At 63.4% G+C, this 18152-nt stretch carries 19 protein-coding genes; 8 read left to right on the top strand and 11 right to left on the bottom strand.

The genetic code is table 11. The features are described from left to right. Positions 1–48: 48 nt before the first annotated feature. Positions 49–612: a gamma-glutamylcyclotransferase gene (locus tag AN401_RS18525; RefSeq protein WP_094041159.1), complete on the bottom strand. Its 564-nt coding sequence runs from the start codon at positions 610–612 to the stop codon at positions 49–51. A 122-nt stretch (positions 613–734) separates the two neighbouring features. On the opposite strand from AN401_RS18525, the gene AN401_RS18530 reads away from it, so the two are divergent. Next, complete coding sequence (locus AN401_RS18530; RefSeq protein ID WP_096780155.1) at positions 735–1112, top strand: acetyl-CoA sensor PanZ family protein; 378 nt, start codon at positions 735–737, stop codon at positions 1110–1112. A gap of 328 nt (positions 1113–1440) precedes the next feature. Then, entirely contained in the window at positions 1441–2817 is a 1377-nt protein-coding gene (locus tag AN401_RS18535) for a class II fumarate hydratase (protein WP_096780156.1), read from the top strand. Positions 2818–2902: 85 nt separating this feature from the next. On the opposite strand, the gene glpX is transcribed toward AN401_RS18535, so the two are convergent. The 6 genes from glpX to ftsY all read right to left on the bottom strand — a co-directional run bounded on the left by glpX (position 2903) and on the right by ftsY (position 8860). Further along, positions 2903–3910 carry a class II fructose-bisphosphatase gene (gene glpX, locus AN401_RS18540; protein WP_094041162.1) on the bottom strand — a complete coding sequence of 336 codons (1008 nt, stop codon included), beginning with the start codon at positions 3908–3910 and terminating at the stop codon, positions 2903–2905. Positions 3911–3939: 29 nt separating this feature from the next. After that, positions 3940–4590, bottom strand: coding sequence for a carbonate dehydratase (can, locus tag AN401_RS18545; protein WP_096780157.1), 651 nt, complete (start codon positions 4588–4590; stop codon positions 3940–3942). A gap of 84 nt (positions 4591–4674) precedes the next feature. After that, the gene (rpoH, locus tag AN401_RS18550) at positions 4675–5532 is read right to left on the bottom strand and encodes an RNA polymerase sigma factor RpoH (protein WP_094041164.1); all 858 of its coding nucleotides are present in this window, start codon (positions 5530–5532) and stop codon (positions 4675–4677) included. Between the two features lie 176 nt (positions 5533–5708). Continuing rightward, the gene (ftsX, locus tag AN401_RS18555) at positions 5709–6662 is read right to left on the bottom strand and encodes a permease-like cell division protein FtsX (RefSeq protein WP_094041165.1); all 954 of its coding nucleotides are present in this window, start codon (positions 6660–6662) and stop codon (positions 5709–5711) included. After that, positions 6659–7324 (bottom strand): cell division ATP-binding protein FtsE, encoded by a 666-nt coding sequence (ftsE, locus tag AN401_RS18560; RefSeq protein ID WP_094041166.1) that lies wholly within the window; start codon positions 7322–7324, stop codon positions 6659–6661. Before ftsE ends, ftsX begins: the two co-directional genes overlap by 4 nt. Then, a complete protein-coding gene (gene ftsY, locus AN401_RS18565; protein ID WP_096780158.1) occupies positions 7325–8860 on the bottom strand; it encodes a signal recognition particle-docking protein FtsY in 1536 nt (511 codons plus the stop codon). It lies immediately after the preceding gene. Between the two features lie 130 nt (positions 8861–8990). Here ftsY and rsmD point away from each other — a divergent pair, with 130 nt between their 5' ends. Both rsmD and AN401_RS18575 read left to right on the top strand, forming a co-directional pair. After that, positions 8991–9590, top strand: coding sequence for a 16S rRNA (guanine(966)-N(2))-methyltransferase RsmD (gene rsmD, locus AN401_RS18570; RefSeq protein ID WP_094038734.1), 600 nt, complete (start codon positions 8991–8993; stop codon positions 9588–9590). Continuing rightward, positions 9587–9868: a DUF1145 domain-containing protein gene (locus tag AN401_RS18575; protein ID WP_094038733.1), complete on the top strand. Its 282-nt coding sequence runs from the start codon at positions 9587–9589 to the stop codon at positions 9866–9868. The genes rsmD and AN401_RS18575 overlap by 4 nt, the downstream gene beginning before the upstream one ends. On the opposite strand, the gene AN401_RS18580 is transcribed toward AN401_RS18575, so the two are convergent. Continuing rightward, complete coding sequence (locus tag AN401_RS18580) at positions 9865–10182, bottom strand: putative signal transducing protein (protein WP_096780159.1); 318 nt, start codon at positions 10180–10182, stop codon at positions 9865–9867. The two genes, AN401_RS18575 and AN401_RS18580, sit on opposite strands and share 4 nt — an antisense overlap. Positions 10183–10750: 568 nt before the next feature. Between AN401_RS18580 and AN401_RS18585 the strand changes: the two genes are divergently transcribed. Further along, the gene (locus AN401_RS18585; RefSeq protein ID WP_096780160.1) at positions 10751–11608 is read left to right on the top strand and encodes a sulfurtransferase; all 858 of its coding nucleotides are present in this window, start codon (positions 10751–10753) and stop codon (positions 11606–11608) included. 49 nt (positions 11609–11657) lie between these two features. Here the strand turns inward: AN401_RS18585 and AN401_RS18590 are convergent, their stop codons facing one another. Both AN401_RS18590 and fabR read right to left on the bottom strand, forming a co-directional pair. Beyond that, complete coding sequence (locus tag AN401_RS18590) at positions 11658–12023, bottom strand: YijD family membrane protein (protein WP_094038730.1); 366 nt, start codon at positions 12021–12023, stop codon at positions 11658–11660. A 23-nt stretch (positions 12024–12046) separates the two neighbouring features. Continuing rightward, positions 12047–12658, bottom strand: coding sequence for an HTH-type transcriptional repressor FabR (gene fabR, locus AN401_RS18595; RefSeq protein WP_094038729.1), 612 nt, complete (start codon positions 12656–12658; stop codon positions 12047–12049). A gap of 145 nt (positions 12659–12803) precedes the next feature. On the opposite strand from fabR, the gene AN401_RS18600 reads away from it, so the two are divergent. From AN401_RS18600 to AN401_RS18610, 3 genes are all read left to right on the top strand, one after another. Then, positions 12804–13922 (top strand): acyl-CoA desaturase, encoded by a 1119-nt coding sequence (locus AN401_RS18600; protein ID WP_096780409.1) that lies wholly within the window; start codon positions 12804–12806, stop codon positions 13920–13922. A gap of 177 nt (positions 13923–14099) precedes the next feature. Then, the gene (locus AN401_RS18605; RefSeq protein WP_094038728.1) at positions 14100–15449 is read left to right on the top strand and encodes a sodium-dependent transporter; all 1350 of its coding nucleotides are present in this window, start codon (positions 14100–14102) and stop codon (positions 15447–15449) included. 40 nt (positions 15450–15489) lie between these two features. Beyond that, positions 15490–15819 (top strand): DUF1820 family protein, encoded by a 330-nt coding sequence (locus tag AN401_RS18610; RefSeq protein WP_094038727.1) that lies wholly within the window; start codon positions 15490–15492, stop codon positions 15817–15819. A gap of 38 nt (positions 15820–15857) precedes the next feature. On the opposite strand, the gene AN401_RS18615 is transcribed toward AN401_RS18610, so the two are convergent. Further along, complete coding sequence (locus AN401_RS18615) at positions 15858–18008, bottom strand: S9 family peptidase (RefSeq protein ID WP_198401772.1); 2151 nt, start codon at positions 18006–18008, stop codon at positions 15858–15860. Between the last annotated feature and the right edge of the window lie 144 nt (positions 18009–18152).

Consider the following 18152-nt stretch of genomic DNA (forward strand, 5'->3'; position numbering starts at 1 on the left):
AACACCTCGCCACTTGGGCCGGCAGTATAACCCGTTCCCGGCGCCGGTTCAGGCCAATTCGGGCAGCGCCGCCGCCAGCGCGTCGATATGGGGATCGGCCACCCCCTGCTCCGCCAGGGCCCGGGCCAGGTTGAGCAGGTAGTCCCGGTTGCTGCCGCTCGGCCCGCTGGCCCTGGCGATCTGGTCGGCCATCACCGCGAGCGGCGCCTCGCCCAGGAAGGCGGCGTTGTCGGCGGTGGCCAGGTAGATGAGCCCCTCCTCCACACCGCCCCCGTCCAGGTGCAGCTCGACCTTCTCCCGCAGGTAGCCGTTCTTCTCGCGCAGATCCAGGGCGCTCAGGGTGTCGGGCCGGATGCGGTAGGCCATGCCATGGCAGCGCGCGCCCGGCTCCCGTACCAGGGTCACCACCCGCCCGGGCGCCTCGGGCGTGCCCCGGTGATCGTGAGAGCCCTGCCAGAAGCGGCGGGACCAGCCGCGGATCCAGGCCGGGCGCCGCTCCAAAAAGGGAAAATCCGCCTTCCAGATAAGGGAGCCGTAGCCGAACAGCCAGAAGCTGTGGTGCCGGTCGAAATGGGTCATGTGCCGGTTTATCGCTGTGGTGTCTGCACTCATGGCGGACTGGAACCTCTCCTGCGCGGGATGCCGGACTTCATGATGCAATGGCGGGGCCGCCTTGTCGATCCCGAGCCCGCGGGTCGTGGTAAACTTCCGTTTTTATGGCCAAGGACAAGACTATGCGCCTGACTGTACATTGCCTCTCCCGACTGCCCGAACAACACCGCCACCACGCCGAGCTGATCCTGCAGGGCCGGACGCCGCCCGACCAGGCGATGCTCTATCTCGCCACCTTCAACGACCGGGCTGTGGCCCTGGCCTGGCGCCGGGAAGACACTCTCGAGTTTATCGCGGTGCGCGACCTGACCCGCCGCCGGGGCATAGGCCGGGAGCTGCTGCGCCAGGTAAAACAGGAGGCTAGGGCGGCGGGCCTGACCCGGCTCGACTGCGATCCGGCCCAGGCGCCGGACGGGGAGCGGGAGGGCCTTGCCGCCTTTTTGCAGGGCCAGGGCTTCCGGCCCCGGGAGGCGGTGCTAAGCTGTTGTCTGTATGAATAAAGGTTGGGACATGCTGCCAAAAAGCCGTCAGCCAATATTGAGCAGGCGACTCCCGTGCAAAACAGACGGACAAAGGGAGCGGCTCCGTCGACCGTCACATGCCAGGGAAGGCATGTGCCGAGCGTCACAGGGATGTGCTTGAAGCGTGTCGACGGAGTTGGCCCTTTGGCCGACGGATAAGATGATAACAGACGGCGTTGCCAACAAACCGGGGGAGGCACCTGTCCCACTTCAGACCGAAAAAGGAAACTCCCCAGCCCAAAGGGAAATCAAAGAATAGCAGCACCTTGTTTTCGCAGCCCCAGGCCAACAACAGAAGGAAAGGGTAATGAAGATGAGAACCGAACGGGACTCCATGGGCGACATCCAGGTGCCCGCCGATGCCCTCTACGGCGCCCAGACCCAACGCGCCATCAACAACTTCCCCATTTCCGGCCAGCACCTGCCCGGCACCTTTATCCGGGCCCTGGCCAAGATCAAGGCCGCCTGCGCCCACGCCAACGGTGAACTCAAACGGCTGGAGCAGGACAAGGCCGACGCCATCATCAAGGCCGCCGAAGAGGTCATCGCCGGCCGCCACGCCGACGCCTTTCCCATCGACGTCTACCAGACCGGCTCCGGCACCAGCACCAACATGAACCTGAACGAGGTACTGGCCCACCTGGCCACCGCCAGCCTGGGCCGTCCCGTGGGTGCCAACGACGACGTCAACATGGGGCAAAGCTCCAACGACGTCATCCCCTCCGCCATCCACGTCAGCGCCGCCCTCGCCCTCAGCCGCGAACTGCTGCCCGCCCTGCACCGGCTGGAGCAGGCCATTCTCACCAAGGCCGAGCAGCTCGGCGGCCTGGTCAAGACCGGCCGCACCCACCTGATGGACGCCATGCCCCTGCGCTTCGACCAGGAGCTGGGCGGCTGGGCCACCCAGGTGCGCCATGGCCGGGAGCGGCTGGAAGGGCTGCAGAGCCGGCTGCAGCAGCTGGCCCTGGGCGGCACCGCCATCGGCACCGGCATCAACGCCGATCCGCGCCAGGCCGAACTGGCCTGCGACTACCTCAACCGCCACACCGGCCTCGACTTCTGTCCGGCGGACGACTACTTCTACAGCCTGAGCAGCCAGGACACGGCGGTGGAGCTGTCCGGCCAGCTCAAGACCCTGGCGGTGGCGCTGATGAAAATCGCCAACGACCTGCGCTGGATGAACTCGGGCCCGCTCACCGGCCTGGCCGAGATCCAGCTGCCGGCGCTGCAACCCGGCTCCTCCATCATGCCCGGCAAGGTCAACCCGGTGATCCCCGAGGCGGTGGCCATGGTCGCGGCCCAGGTGATCGGGCTGGACTGCGCCATCACGGTGGCCGGCCAGTCCGGCAACTTCCAGCTCAACGTCATGCTGCCGCTGGTGGCCAACAACCTGCTCACCATGACCCGGCTGCTGGCCAACAGCACCCCGCTGCTGGCCGATACCATCGCCGGCTTTACCGTCAACCAGGCCCATATCGACCAGAGCCTGGCCAGGAACCCCATACTGGTGACCGCCCTCAACCCGGTGATCGGCTACGCCAAAGCCGCCGAGATCGCGAAAAAGGCCTATGCCGAGGGCAGGCCCATACTGGAGGTGGCGCTGGAGCACAGCGGCCTGACGGAGGAGCAGCTACGCAAGCTGCTGGATCCGGTGGCGCTGACCAAGGGCGGCCAGGGAAGCTGAGACACAGGCCTGGCGCGGAGAGCGGCGCACTAAATAGAAAGGGATGCCGAAGCATCCCCCTGTTCCGCCGCCAACCGCCGGCAAATTACAGGATGATTTCCTGCAGCCTCTTGTCCTTGCGCGACAGGATATGGGTCGAGCGGATACGGCGGATGGTGCGGGACTTGCCGCGGATCACCAGGGTTTCGGTGTGGGCGTAATGGCCGTCGCTGCTGATGCCTTCCAGCAGGTCGCCCTTGGTGATGCCGGTGGCGGCGAAGATGACGTTGTCGGTGCGGGCCATCTCTTCCAGCTTCAGTATCTTGCCGACCTCGATGCCCATCTGCTTGCAGCGCTCGATCTCCTGCCGGCCCAGCTCCAGGCTCTCTTCGCTCGGGCCCTTCACTTCATAGCGCGGCACCAGCCGGGCCTGCATGTCGCCGTCCAGGGCGCGCACCACGGCGGCGGAAATCACCCCCTCGGGCGCCCCGCCCACGCCGTAGAGCATGTCCACTTCGCTTTCCGGAATGCAGGCCAGGATGGACGCGGCCACGTCGCCGTCGGGAATGGCGAACACCCGCACGCCCAGGCCCTGCATGGTCTTGATCGCCTTGTCGTGGCGCGGCTTGGCCAGGGTGATCACGGTAACGCGGGACAGAGGCTTGTTGAGGGCTTTCGCCACCGCCTTGATGTTCTGCTCGAGGGATTTGTCCAGATCGATGGCCCCCTTGGCGCCGGCGCCGACGATCAGCTTTTCCATATACATGTCGGGGGCGCGCAGGAAGGCGCCCTTCTCGCCCACCGCCATCACCGCCAGGGCGTTGGACTGGCCCATGGCGGTCATGCGGGTGCCCTCGATGGGGTCCACCGCGATATCCACCTCGTCGCCGCCCAGGCCGACCTGCTCGCCGATATAGAGCATGGGCGCCTCGTCGATCTCGCCCTCGCCGATCACCACCTCGCCGCTGATCTCGATTTCGTTCAGCACATGACGCATGGCCGCCACCGCGGCCGCATCGGCGATGTTCTTGTCGCCCCGGCCCAACCACTTGTAGCCCGCCAGGGCGGCCGCTTCGGTCACCCGGGAAAATTCAATGGCCAATTCACGTCTCATGGAGTTTTCCTAAATAATTCAGATAGTCGCTATTTACCCAGTATCCGCTGGCGGAAGATGCGGTAGACGTCGGGGATCTGCTCCACCCCGGTCACGCATACGTCCAGATCGTGCAGCTTGCCGTCCTTGATGCCGTACACCCAGCCGTGCACCGACAGCGGCTGGCCGCGCTTCCAGGCGTTCTGCACTATGGTGGTGTGGCACAGGTTGGCCACCTGCTCCACCACGTTCAGCTCGCACATGTAGTCTTCCCGCACCTGCTGGTCTGCTATCGCTTCCAGCGCTTCCTGGTGTTTGTAGTAGATGTCCTTGATATTGCGCAGCCAGTTGTCGATGAGCCCCAGTTCCTTGTTCTGCATGGCGGCCAGGACGCCGCCGCAGCCGTAGTGGCCGCAGACGATGATGTGTTTCACCTTGAGCGCTTCGACGGCGTATTGTACCACCGACAGGCAGTTGAAGTCCGTATGCACCACCAGGTTGGCCACGTTGCGGTGCACGAACACGTCGCCGGGCAGCAGGCCGGTCAGCTGGTTGGCGGGCACCCGGCTGTCGGAGCAGCCGATCCACAGGTATTCGGGCGCCTGCTGCAAGGACAACTGCTCGAAGAAGGTGGGATCCTCGGCCTTGATCTTTTCGGCCCATTCCCGGTTGTTGTCGAACAGATGCTTCAGAATTTTCATGGGGGCTATCCTGCTTTCCAATGGTTGATATGCGTACGGAAAAAAGGCCCCGTCCGGGGCCTTTGATCACTGATTTCTTGTCGCTCAGGCATCCATGGCGGCCTTGAGTTTCTTCAAGGCGGTTTTTTCCAGTTGGCGGATACGCTCGGCGGAGACCCCGTACTCGTCGGCCAGGCTCTGCAACGTGGTCTTGTCGTCTTCCTCCAGCCAGCGGGCCTGGATGATGCGGCGGCTGCGTTCGTCCAGGCTGTCCAGGGCGGCGCGCAGGCGGCGGTTGGCGGTCTGCTCCCAGTTGGCCTCTTCCACCTGCCAGGCCACGTCGGAACTCTTGTCCTCCAGGTAGTGTACCGGTGCAAAGCTGGAATCCTTGTCGTCATCGTCCGAGGCCAGGTCGAAGGCCTGATCCTGGGCGCTCATGCGGGATTCCATCTCCAGCACCTCGGCGGGGGACACCCCCAGATCCTGGGCGACGGTGTCCACTTCCTGCTGGTTGAACCAGCCCAGCCGCTTCTTGGACTTGCGCAGGTTGAAGAACAGCTTGCGCTGGGCCTTGGTGGTGGCCACCTTGACTACCCGCCAGTTACGCAGCACGTATTCGTGGATCTCGGCCTTGATCCAGTGCACGGCGAAGGACACCAGCCGCACGCCCACGGTAGGATCGAAGCGCTTCACCGCCTTCATCAGGCCGATGTTGCCTTCCTGGATCAGGTCGGCCTGGGGCAGGCCGTAACCGGAATAGCTCTTGGCGATGTGCACCACGAAGCGCAGATGAGACATGATCAACTGCCGGGCGGCGCTCAGATCGCCGTCGTTCTGCAGCCGTTCGGCCAGAGATTTTTCTTCTTCCGCGCTGAGCACGGGAATGGTGTTTACCGCCTGGATATAGGCCTCCAGGCTGCCCTGGGGGACCAGGGCAAAGTGGCGCTGAAAATCTGTCGTCATCAAACTCGTGTTCATTACATGACTCCGTATCAAACGGCTGCGGTTCGCACCCTGCAATGACCTTGATTGTCTGGTTCCGTACCCACCGGGCTGCGGAAAATTTATTTATCTTATACCAAATGTCAAGCCGGATCGCCCCTCGCTGCGCAAATGAGACCGCAATCGGGGACAAAAGTTCAACCCGGCTCGATGGCCCTGATATGGCGGCGTACCGAAAAGCCCGAGGCCAGCAGGCTGAGCAGGGTCGCCGTAAGCAGCAGCCACAGGCTTTCCTGCACGCCCAGGCCCAGCAGGTGAAAATCGCTCTGGTAGAGCGCCGCCAGGGCGCTGACCTTGTGACTGAGCCAGAACACCATCACCAGGGTCAGCCACCAGGCCAGCAAACCGCCGATAATGCCGTACCACAGGCCGACATACAGGAAGGGCCGCTGGATAAAACCGTCGGTGGCGCCCACCAGCTTCATCACCTGGATCTCGTGGCGGCAGTTGAGGATGTTGAGCCGCAGGGTGTTGCTCACCACCAGCAGTACCCCGGCCAGCAGCAGCACCGCCATGCCCACCACCGCCTGGCGCAGCAGATCCACGATGCCCGACAGCCGGGCCAGCCAGGCCATGTCCAGCCGGGCCGAGGCCACCGCCGGTTCGGCATGCATGTCGGCCAGCAGCAGCTCGGCCGCATCCGGGGCTCGTCCGCTCTCGGACAGGTTGAGGATAAACACCGCCGGCAGCGGGTTGTCTTCAAGCAATGACAGCGCCTCGGCGAAGCCGGCGGCGCCGCTGAAGTCGGCCAGTCCCTGTTCGGGGCTGATATAGGTGACCCTGTCGATCTCCTCCAGCTGGGACAAGCGCTGCTGCAAGTCGGTCAGCTGAGCCTCGGTCACCCCCTGCTGCAGATAGAGGCTGATCTGGGCCTGGCTCTGCCAGGCCCGGCTGACCGATTCGGCGTTCTTCAGCAACACATAGAAGCTGGCCGGCAGCGCCAGGCTGACCCCCAGCACCGCTATGGTCATCAATGAACTCAGGGGAGTGCGCCACAGCTCGCCCAGGCTGGCGAACAGCTGACGCAGATGATCCACCCAGTACATGGCCAGGCGCCGGTGCCAGACCACTTTGTGTCCTTGCTTGCTCATGCGGGCTCCTCCACCTGCATACGGCCGGCATTGAGGGTCAGGGTGCGGTAGCGCAGGGCATTGATCAGGCCGGTGTCGTGGGTGGCGATCAGCACGCTCACCCCCACCCGGTTGAAGGCCTCGAACAGGCGCAGTATTTCCATCGACAGCTCCGGATCCAGGTTGCCGGTGGGCTCGTCCGCCAGCAGCAGCGAGGGCTTGTTGACGATGGCCCGGGCGATGCCCACCCGCTGTTGCTCGCCACCGGAGAGCATGGGCGGAAAGTAGCGATCCTTGCCGTGCAGACCGACCTTGTCCAGGGCCGCCGACACCCGCCGGCGGATGTCCTGATGGCTGTAGCCCTCGATCACCAGCGGCAGGGCCACGTTGTCGAACACGGTGCGGCCGTTGATCAGGTGGTGATCCTGAAAAATCATGCCGATGCGCCGGCGCACATAGGGGATGTCGCCGCGGCGGATGCGGCTCACGTCCTGGCCGTTGAAGAACACCCGGCCGTCGGTGGGCCTTTCCATCACGCTGATCAGCTTGAGCAGGGTACTCTTGCCGGCCCCGGAGTGGCCGGTCAGGTACGCCATCTCACCCTTTTGCAGGTGAAAGCTGACCTTCTGCAGGGCCTGAAAGCCCCCGCTATATACCTTGCTAACCTGCTCGAAGCGGATCATTTATTCTTCCCGGCTAAAGAGAGCGTCGATAAATTCCTTCGAGTTGAAGGGGCGCAGATCGTCGATTTTCTCGCCCACCCCGATATAGCGGATGGGAATGCCGAACTTGTCGGCCACCGCGAAGATGACCCCGCCCTTGGCGGTGCCGTCCAGCTTGCTCAGGGTGATGCCGGTGATGGGCACGGCCTCGTTGAAGATCTTGGCCTGGCTGAGGGCGTTCTGGCCGGTGCCGGCGTCCAGGGTCAGCATGATCTCGTGGGGAGCGGCGGCGTCCACCTTCTGCATCACCCGCACGATTTTCTTCAGTTCCTCCATCAGGTGCGCCTTGTTCTGCAGGCGACCGGCGGTGTCGGCGATCAGCACGTCTATCTTGCGCGCCTTGGCCGCCTGCACCGCGTCGAAGATCACCGAGGCCGCGTCGGCGCCGGTGTGCTGGGCGATCACCGGTATCCGGTTGCGCTCGCCCCACACCTGCAACTGCTCCACCGCCGCGGCGCGGAAGGTATCGCCGGCGGCCAGCATCACCGACTTGCCCTCGGCCTGGAACTGGCGCGCCAGCTTGCCGATGGTGGTGGTCTTGCCCACGCCGTTGACGCCCACCATCAGGATGACGAAGGGCTGGTGCCCGCCGTCGATCTCAAGCGGCTTGTCCACCTTGGCCAGGATCTCGCCCATTTCTTCCTTCAGCAGCTCGTACAGCGCCTCGCCGTCCTTCAACTGGCGACGGCTGGCCTGACGGGTCAGGTTGTCGATGATCGACATGGTGGTTTCCACCCCCAAATCGGCGGTGAGCAGCTGGGTTTCCAGCTCCTCGAACAGCTCGTCGTCGATCTTCTTGCCGCGGAACAGACCGAAGAAGCCGGAGCCCAGGTTCTGCCGGGTCTTGAGCAGGCCCTGCTTCAGGCGGGCAAAAAAGCCCTGTTTGGGCGCCTTGGCCGCTTCGGCCTCGGCCCGGGCGGCGTCCTCGGCCAGCCGGGCCTGCTCCGCCGCTTCCTCCTCGGCGGCCAGCCGGGCTTCTTCTTCCACCGCCTGGCGGGCTTCTTCCTCGGCGCGCGCCGCCGCTTCGGCGGCCAGGCGTGCCTCTTCCTCAGCCTGGGCTTCGGCCGCCAGGCGAGCCTCTTCCTCGGCCTGCGCCTCGGCGGCCAGGCGGGCCTCCTCCGCCGCCTGGGCCTCGGCGGCCAGGCGCGCCTCTTCCGCTGCCCGGGCTTCGGCGGCCAGGCGAGCCTCTTCCTCGGCCTGCGCCTCGGCGGCCAGGCGGGCCTCTTCCGCTGCCTGCGCCTCGGCGGCCAGGCGGGCCTCTTCCTCGGCCTGCGCCTCGGCCGCCAGGCGGGCCTCTTCCGCCGCCCGGGCCTCCGTGGCTAGTCGCTCTTCTTCCGCCTTGCGCTCATCCAGCGCTTCTTCCACTTCCGCCGCCGCGCCGGCTTCGGCCTCCGGGGCGATGGCCTGCTGCTCTGCCGATTGTTGTTCTTTTGAGTCCTGCTGCTCTTCCTGTTTCTTGCCAAAGCCCAGCCAGGAGAAAAACCCTTTCTTCGCCATCCTGCTCTTACTCACTTGTCTCGGGGGAGATTAGTACTGGCCGAGGGTCGGCCCCTTCATTAAAATACCCGCCCCTTAGGGGTGCAAAACCGCCTTATACTAGCATTTTATTGAAAGACGGCGAAACGAGATGGCAAAAGCAAAAACAGGCGGCCGGAGCCCCTCGGGCCCGGGGCATATCCGCCTGATCGGCGGCCAGTGGCGGGGCCGCAAGCTGCCGGTGCTGGACAGCGAAGGGCTGAGGCCCACCACCGACAGGGTCAAGGAAACCCTGTTCAACTGGCTGATGTTCGACATCCGTGGCTGTCGCTGTCTCGATCTCTTCGCCGGCAGCGGCAGTCTGGGATTCGAGGCTTTGTCCCGCGGCGCCGCCGAGGTGGTGCTGGTGGAGAAGGATCCCAGGGTGGCCCGGCAACTGCAGCACAACCTGGCCAGCCTGCCCGGAGCCCGGGGGCAAGTGCTCAATACCGATGCCCTCGCCATGCTGCACGCGGCCGCAACCCCCTTCGATCTGGTGTTCCTGGATCCCCCCTTTCACCGGGAGCTGTTGGCCGAGACCTGCCGCCTGCTCGAACAGGGCGGCTGGCTGGCCGACGACGCCAAACTCTATATCGAACGGGAACAGGGCTCCCAGGCCCTGTCCCTGCCCGCCAACTGGCGGCTGCTGAAAGACAAGCAGGCCGGCCAGGTCTGTTACCAACTCTACCAAAGGGAGCAAGTGCAAGAATGAAGGTGTTGAATCTGTTGATGCGGCTGGTGATGCTGGTGTTCTGGGTCGGTATCGCCTATGCCCTGCTCGGCCCCGGTATAGAGGAGGCCGGCTCCATGCCGCTGATACTGGGTGGCGTGGTGCTGTTCATGCACCTGCTGCAGATGCTGATGCTCAGGCAGGTCGCCGGCGTCCTCCACCCGACAGTCAAGGACTATATCGCAGTGCTGGTATTCGGCTCCTTCGCCATGCACCACCACCGGGCCCGCCTGAAGGAATTGATGGCGCAGAAACGCTAAACACCCGGATCCGGCTCCTGCCCGCACCGCCAGCAAATTTCGAAACTGGCGGCATTGTGCTCCCCGCAGCGGGGGCAACGCCAGGAGCCGCCGTTCCCCCGCCGATACTGCTCCAGGATGTGCCGCGCCCCTTCCAGATCGGCCGGGTGGATCAGCAAGGTCACTTCCACCGCATTCACCGGCAGCTCCCCCAGCGCTCCCGACAGGGCTTCCCCCTGCAACAGCACCGCTATGCCGGCCACCTCCATCGCCCCCTTCAGGGTATGGGCTTCCAGGCTGTTGGCGGCCTGATATACCGGTATCCACTCGTTCATGCTGTTCCCCTGGCGGCACAAATAGAAAAAGGGGGTGACATCATGTCACCCCCTTTTGGGTTGTCGTATGGTTAATCCTTAAACCAAGTTGCTCCCTGCAATCCCTGACATTACCTTATCCTTAAGGTGATCCTCTTCCCGATCCGTCGGTGTGTCCTGGTCATCCTGACCGCGGTTCATCCTGAGCCGCTCGACTGTCTCCGTCCTGGGAGGTGTCCCTTACCGCATCCTGCGGTGTTCCTTTCGCCTTTCCTGGCAGCCCGTCTTCCTGACAGACTTCCTTGCTCCTTGCCCTTCTAAATATAGAGAAGTTTGCGGAACCCTCAAGGCGGCAAGGTCGCAAAAAATTCCCTCCCTTTCACAACAAAACAGCTATCATCATGATTTAAAATGAAAATATTCAATTTATCGTCGAAAAAACCCTATATAAAAACGTTTTCTCCCCGCCATCATTGAGAGATCTCTTACAAAATGGCGGGCAAAAATCGCAGCTCATCTCCCCGTTTAAAACCGTAGCGCCAGGAAGGGGCACCGCTTAGGATAAAACAATCTAACAAAAGGAGTGACCATGAACAGACTGGAACTGCCGTCGGCCCTGGTGGACTGCGATTGGCTGGCGGCCCACCTCACTCACCCCGATCTGGTGGTGCTGGACGCCAGTTGGCACATGCCGGCCGCCGGCCGCGACGGCGAGCAGGAATGGCGCCGGCAGCGCATCACCGGTGCCCGTTTCTTCGACTTCGACCGCCGCATCAAGGATCCCCAAAGCCCCCTGCCCCATATGCTGCCGGACGAAAGCCTGTTTTCCCGGGAAGTATCGGCGCTGGGGATCGAAAACCGCCACTGCCTTGTCGTCTACGACAGCTGCGGCATCTTTTCTGCCCCCCGGGCCTGGTGGATGTTCAGGGCCATGGGTCATGAGCGGGTGGCGGTACTGGATGGCGGCCTGCCCGCCTGGCTGGCCGCCGGCCTGCCCCTGGAGCAGGGGGAGCCGGCTCCCGCGCCCGCCGGCCGCTTTGTCGCCCGCCGGCAAAGTACCTGGATAGCAGATGCCGGTCAGGTCGAAACCGCCTTGCAGGATGAAGGCTATCGGGTGCTGGACGCCCGCAGCCGGGAGCGCTTCAGTGGCGAAGCACCGGATCCCCGCCCCGGTGTACGTCCTGGCCATATGCCGGGCGCCTTCTGCCTGCCGTTTGGAGAACTGCTGGAACAGGGCCGGCTGCTGCCAAGGACGGAGCTGGCGCGGAAACTGGCGCCGCTGCTGGCCGCGGAGCAGCGGCTTGTCTGCAGTTGCGGCTCGGGCGTCACCGCCGCCATAGTGGCGCTGGCGGCCCATCTCGCCGGCCACGAACGAGTCGCCGTCTACGACGGTTCCTGGGCGGAATGGGGCGGCTCAAGCAGCTTGCCGGTGCGCCTGGGCCAATAGCAATAGAAAAGCCCGCCATGGAGGCGGGCTTTCTCGTCGCGGCGGGCCTTTACTTCTCGGCGCTGGGCCGGGCCGCCACGCCCATCTTCAGGGCCAGCCAGATCACCAGCACCAGGGAGATCATCACCGACAGGTAGTTGGAGCCCATTTCCGGGAACTGGGTACGCAGAAAGGCGGAGTAGCCGAACACCCCGATCAGGAAACCCAGCAGGGTGCACAGGGGGGTATCTCCCTCCATGGGCACGCTCAGGTATTCCTGGTACAACAGGTGAGCCGCCAGCACCAGCGAGATAATGGGGAAAATGGAAAACGCCAGTTGGCTGACGCTCAGGGTGGCCAGGGTGGCGTTGCCACAAATGCCGACCAGCAGAGCCAACAGTATGGGTTTACGGCGAATTTGCTTACTTCCTGACATATTCATCCTTCCTAATGTAGGGCCTAAAGCCTCTTTGCCTTGTTATATGCATCCGCGCCCTTGGCAATAATGCGCAGTTGCAGGATCATGCGTTCGGCCAGGGCCTCCCGCTCTTCATCGTTCATGTCCAACGCCTCGGCCCCGGCGCTGAAGACGATGGTCACCATCGCCTGGGCCTGGGCCTCCGCATAGCTGCGGCTGGTGCGCTGACGCTCTTCCAGGTAGTCGGTCAGTTCGGCGGTAAAATGCTGGATCTCCCGCGCCACCGCCTGGCGAAACGCCGCCGAGGTGCCGGAGCGTTCCCGCAACAGTAACCGGAACACATCCGGGCTGCTATCGATAAATTCCATAAAGGTCTTTACCGAAATCTGGATCACGCTGCCGCCGTCCGCGATGCGCTGTCGTGCCTGGCGCATCAGTTGACGCAGGGTCAGGCCGCCTTCGTCGACCAGGGTCAGACCCAGCTCTTCCATGTCCTTGAAGTGGCGGTAGAAGGAGGTCGGTGCCAGTCCTGCCTCACGGGCCACCTCGCGCAGGCTCAGGCTGGAAAAGCTGCGTTCGGCGCTCAACTGGCGAAAGGCTGCCTCGATCAGCGACCGTCGGGTCTTTTCTTTTTGTTCAGCGCGAATGCCCACGGCACACCAGGGTCTAACTCTTGTAATGGCCGGATCATACCTTTTTGTGTGAACCCGGTCAGCCCCGATTGGTCAATTTATGATTGACGCTGGCCCGCCTTCCCCATGAAAATGGTGTACAGATGTTCGCTCAATGGATACCAAGATGCGCAAACCTCCCCTGCTCTGGACCAATGCCATCCTCTTCGCCAGTACCGGACTGGCGGCCCTGGTGCTGGTCCCCTGGTACGGCCTGACCCAGGGCTACGACGGCTGGCAATGGCTGGCTATGCTGGCTCTATTCAGTTACAGCTGCCTGTCGATCACCGCCGGCTACCACCGGCTGTGGGCCCACAAGGCCTACGACGCCCACCCGCTGCTGCAATGGCTGTTCGCCCTGGGCGGCGCCCTGTCGCTGCAGAATTCCGCCTTTCGCTGGTGCGCCGACCACCGCCGCCACCATCGCCATGTGGACGATCTGGACAAGGACCCTTACTCCGCCAAACGCGGCCTGTGGTTTTCCCATATGGGCTGGATGCTGCGCGACTACCACCCGGAAGACGACAGCAATATCCCCGATCTCAAGCGCAACGCCGTGCTGCAGTTCCAGCACCGGCATTACCTGGCGCTGACCCTGGCCATGAACATCGGCCTGCCGGTGCTGCTCGGCCTCTGGCACGGGGATCTCTGGGGCATGCTGCTGATGGCCGGCGTGCTGCGCCTCTTCCTCGGCCACCACGTCACCTTCTTCATCAACTCCCTGGCCCATTACTGGGGTCGCCAGCCCTACACCAGCAAGAACACGGCGCGGGACAACGACCTGCTGGCGGTACTGACCTTCGGCGAGGGTTATCACAACTTCCATCACCTGTTCGAATACGACTACCGCAACGGCATCCGCTGGTGGCACTACGATCCCACCAAGTGGCTGATCCGCACCCTGAGCTGGGTCGGCCTGGCCAGGAAACTGCGTACCTGTCCCCAGGAAAGGATCGAGCAGGCCCGGCTGGAGCGCCGGCTGGAAGTGACCCGCCAGAAAATACTGCGCCGGCAACAGAATGCCGATACCGAGCAGTGGCTGGCCCTGCTGCACAGCGAGTACGAGCGCCTGCTGGCCCAGCTCAAGGATTACTACCAGGTGCGCAAATCCTTGCTCGAGCTGAAGAAAAAGGCCGCTCGCTGCAAGTACGAGGAATTGCGGCTCAAACTGAGCTGCGACGAGCTGAAGGCCGCCTTCACTACCCAGAAGCGCAACTGGCTAAAGCTGACCACCCAGTTTGCCTAACGCATGAGGCGGGATCTTCCCGCCTTATTTTTTGCTACAAATTCCAGCACCACCACCGTCATTCCCTACCCAGTCAGCTTCTCTTTGACAAAAACGCTGCAAAACACCATAGTCTTCGCCATTTTTAACCAACATCGACTGTAGCGTTAGCTTTACAGTCCGCAGGAGCAGCAAGACGTGGAAACAAGGGCACAGTTCAGCAGCAAGCTGGGATTCGTCATGGCCGCCGCCGGCTCGGCCATCGGCGTGGGCAATATCTGGGGCTTCCCCACCCAGGCGGCCAGCAACGGCGGCGGCGCCTTCCTGCTGGTCTACCTGCTGTTCATCTTCCTGCTCGGCTATCCCATGCTGGTGGCGGAGATCACCATAGGCCGCCATGGCCAGGCCAGCCCCTTCCGCGCCCTGCAAGGGCTTACCGCCAACCCGGCGGGCAAGGCCATCGCCGGTCTGGTGGGGCTGGCGGCGGTGGTGACCGTGAGCCTGATCTTCACCTTCTACGCCATCGTCTCCGGCTGGTTCGTCGCCTATGCCCTGGAGCCCCTGGCCAGGATGGCCGGCGCCGACGCCTCGGCGGACTGGCTGACCGGCTTTTCCGATTCCCGCAACCTGGTATTCACCCTGCTGTTCGCCTTGCTCAGCCTCTGCGTGGTCAGCCGCGGCCTGGAAAAGGGCATAGAGCGCTGGTCCCGCCGGCTGATGCCGCTGCTGCTGGTGATGCTGGTGCTGCTGACCGGCTACATGCTGCTGCAACCGGGCGCCGGCACCGGCCTCCAGGCCTACCTGGTGCCGGACTTTTCCCGGGTATTCCACGGCGAGGTGCTGATCGGCGCCCTGGGCCAGAGCTTTTTCTCCCTGTCGCTGGGGGCGGCGGTGATGATGCTGTACGGCTCCTACCTGAGCCGGCAGGCCAGCATCCCGGCCCTGGCCGCCCAGGTCACCCTGCTGGACACCGGCGTCGCCTTTCTCGCCGGCTTGCTGATCCTGCCCGCCATGTACGTGGCCCAGCACAACGGCGTGGCCATCTTCGCCGAGGACGGCAGCCTGCTCAGCTCGGACACCCTGGTGTTCTCGGTGCTGCCGGCGCTGTTCGAAACCATGGGCCAGGCCAGGTACCTGGTGGCCTTCGCCTTCTTCGTGCTGATGATAGTGGCGGCGCTGACCTCCGCCATCTCCATGCTGGAGGCACCGGTGTCCCTGGCCATGGAGTCCACCGGCCTGTCCCGGATAAAGGCCACCTGGCTGATGACCGGCCTCTGTACCTTGATTAGTGCGGTGATAGTGTTTAATTTTGGCAGCCTGTTTGGACTGGTGATCACCCTCACCACCCAGTACGCCCAGCCTCTGGTCAGTCTGGGCATTACCCTCTATGCGGGCTGGGTGTGGCAGCGCAGCCAGGTGCTGGCCGAGCTGAAAGCCGGTAACCCCGGACTGGAGCAGGGGCTGTTCTGGAAGATCTGGCCCTGGTACGTGCGGCTGGTGTGCCCGGTGCTGGTGCTGGTGGTGATCATCCAGTCGGTGGGCGGCTGAGGCCGCCCGTGGACTACCCTGTACGGAGTGGATTGGTCAGATGAAGTCTGCTGAGCTGTTATACCGCGTGCAATTTGTCAACGCGGGCAAACACTATGAAATCTATGTGCGGGAAGTGACCCAGGGCAGCCTGTTCGGCTTTGTGGAGCTGGCGGACTTCGTGTGGGACACCCGCACCTCGCTGCTGGTGGACCCGGCGGAAGACAAGCTGAAGAGCGAGTTCGCCGAGGTGAACCGTACCTATATCCCCCTGCACCAGATCTTGCGCATCGACGCGGTGGAGAAGCGCGGCAAGGCTAGGCTCACCGAGCTGGGCGACAAGGTCACGCCCTTTCCCGCCCCCATCTACACACCCAAGCCGGGCAACTGACAGCACACAACACCAGGGCCGCAACGCGGCCCTGGTGTTTAGTGGGTCACCTCGCCGGTGCCGCCCAAGCCGGCCGCCAGGCGGGGGCCCTGCTCTTCGTCCGCCAGGGCCAGCAGGAAGGCGTACTCCCGGGCCAGCTCCCGGTAGGACTCGAAGCGTCCGGACTTGCCGCCGTGGCCGCTGTCCATGTCACAGTGCAGCAGCAGCAAGTTGTCGTCCAGCTTCATTTCCCTGAGCTTGGCCACCCACTTGGCCGGCTCCCAATACTGCACCTGGGAATCGTGCAGGCCGGTGGTCACCAGCATATGGGGGTAGGCCTGGGGCTTGACCTGATCGTAGGGGCTGTAGGACTTCATGTAGTGGTAATAGTCGGCCTCCGCCGGATTGCCCCACTCGCCATATTCGCCGGTGGTCAGCGGGATGGATTCGTCCAGCATGGTGGTCACCACGTCCACGAAGGGCACCGCGGCCACCACTCCCTTGAACAGATCCGGTTCCATGTTGACCACGGCGCCCACCAGCAGGCCGCCGGCGCTGCCGCCGGAGGCAAACACCCGGCTCTTGTCGCCATAGCCCTGCATCACCAGATCGCGGGTCACGTCGATAAAGTCGTGGAAGGTATTCTGCTTGCTGAGCAGGCGGCCCTGTTCGTACCAGTCACGGCCCAGCTCTTCGCCGCCACGCACATGGGCGATGGCGTAGACGAAGCCCCGGTCGAGCAGGCTCAGGCGGGAGCTGCTGAAATCCGGATCCATGCTGGCACCGTAGGAGCCGTAGGCATACACCAGCAGCGGATTGCTGCCGTCGCGCTTGAACTTGTCGGCCCGGTATACCAGAGACACCGGTACCAGGGCGCCGTCCCGCGCCTTCACCCACAGCCGCTCGCTGCGGTAGTCGTCGGCGTTGAACTGCTCACCCACGTACTGCTGTTTCAGCTCACGCCGTTCCAGGGTATCCATGTTGACTTCATAGGTGGTCACCGGCCGGGTCATGGAGGAGTAGCCGTAGCGCAACCAGGGGGTATCAGACTCGGCGTTGGCCCCCAGCCAGGTTACGTAGGCGGGGTCGTCGAAACGGATCTCGCGCTCGCGCCCATCCCGACGGTGGATCTGGCGCAGGTGCACCAGGCCCTCGCGGCGCTCTTCCAGCACCAGCCAGTCGCGGAACAGGGCAAAGCCCTCTAGCAGTACCTCGGCCCGGGCCGGGATCAGCGGCTGCCACTGGTCGCCGGCCGACGCCTCCCTGGCCAGGTAAAGGCCGAAGTTGGCGCCGTCCTTGTTGGAACGGATGTAGAACTGGCCCTGGTAATGCTCGAGATCGTATTCGTGGCCGTGCTGCCGGGGCAGGAATACCCGGGCCGGGGTCTCCGGCGCATTCGCCGGCACCATGCTGAGTTCGCTGGAATCGGTGTTCCAGGCGCCGATCAGGATGTAATCCTCGGAACGGCTCTTGTAGATGCTGGTATAGAAGCTGCTGTCTTTCTCTTCGTATACCAGCACGTCTTCGCTCTGAGCAGTGCCCAGGGTATGGCGGTACACCTGGTAGGGCAGCAGGGTATTTTCATCCTGTTTCACATAGAACAGGGTCTTGCCGTCATTGGCCCACACCAGGTTGCCGGAGGTATGTTCCAGCACTTCCTCATGGAGTTCACCGGTTTCCAGCGACTTGAAACGGATCTGGTACTGGCGGCGGGACACGAAGTCCTCGGCGAAAGCCAGGGTGCGCTGATCCGGGCTCACCGCCAGCTGGCCCATGCCGTAGTAGGCATGCTCGCCGGCCCGTTCGTTGCCGTCCAGCAGCACTTCCACCCGTTCGGGCTGGCCGTCGGGGTAGCGTTCGACGATGGCATACTCCTGGCCCTGCCGGTAGCGGGTCTGGTACCAGTAGCCCTCTTTCAGGTAGGGCACGCTGTTGTCGTCCTGGCGGATGCGGGCCACCATTTCCTGGAACAGGTTTTCCTGCAGTTCGTTCAGCGGGGTAAGCACCTGCTCGCTGTAGCGGTTTTCCTGCTCCAGGTAGGAGATGACCTCGGGATCGTCCCGCTCGTCGTCCCGCAACCAGTGGTAGTTGTCCACCCGGATGTCGTCGTGGTTGAACAGGAGGTGAGGGATCTTCTTGGCGACCGGCGGTTTTATTTCCAAATCAGTACCTTTGGCATAGGGTTTGGCACAAGCCACCCATGCTAACATCAAGCAAAGCCTAACCCTATTGCGCACCTGTCGGTCCTCCCTTCTTTCGTGCAAAAAACAAACAAATATTAACTGCGGAAGAGGAAGTTAACCAAGGTATTTGGTGAGAATTGCGAAGGAAAACGGTACAAAAGTCCGAATGGA

Source organism: Zobellella denitrificans, from assembly GCF_002407485.1.
GTDB classification, from domain to species: domain Bacteria; phylum Pseudomonadota; class Gammaproteobacteria; order Enterobacterales; family Aeromonadaceae; genus Oceanimonas; species Oceanimonas denitrificans.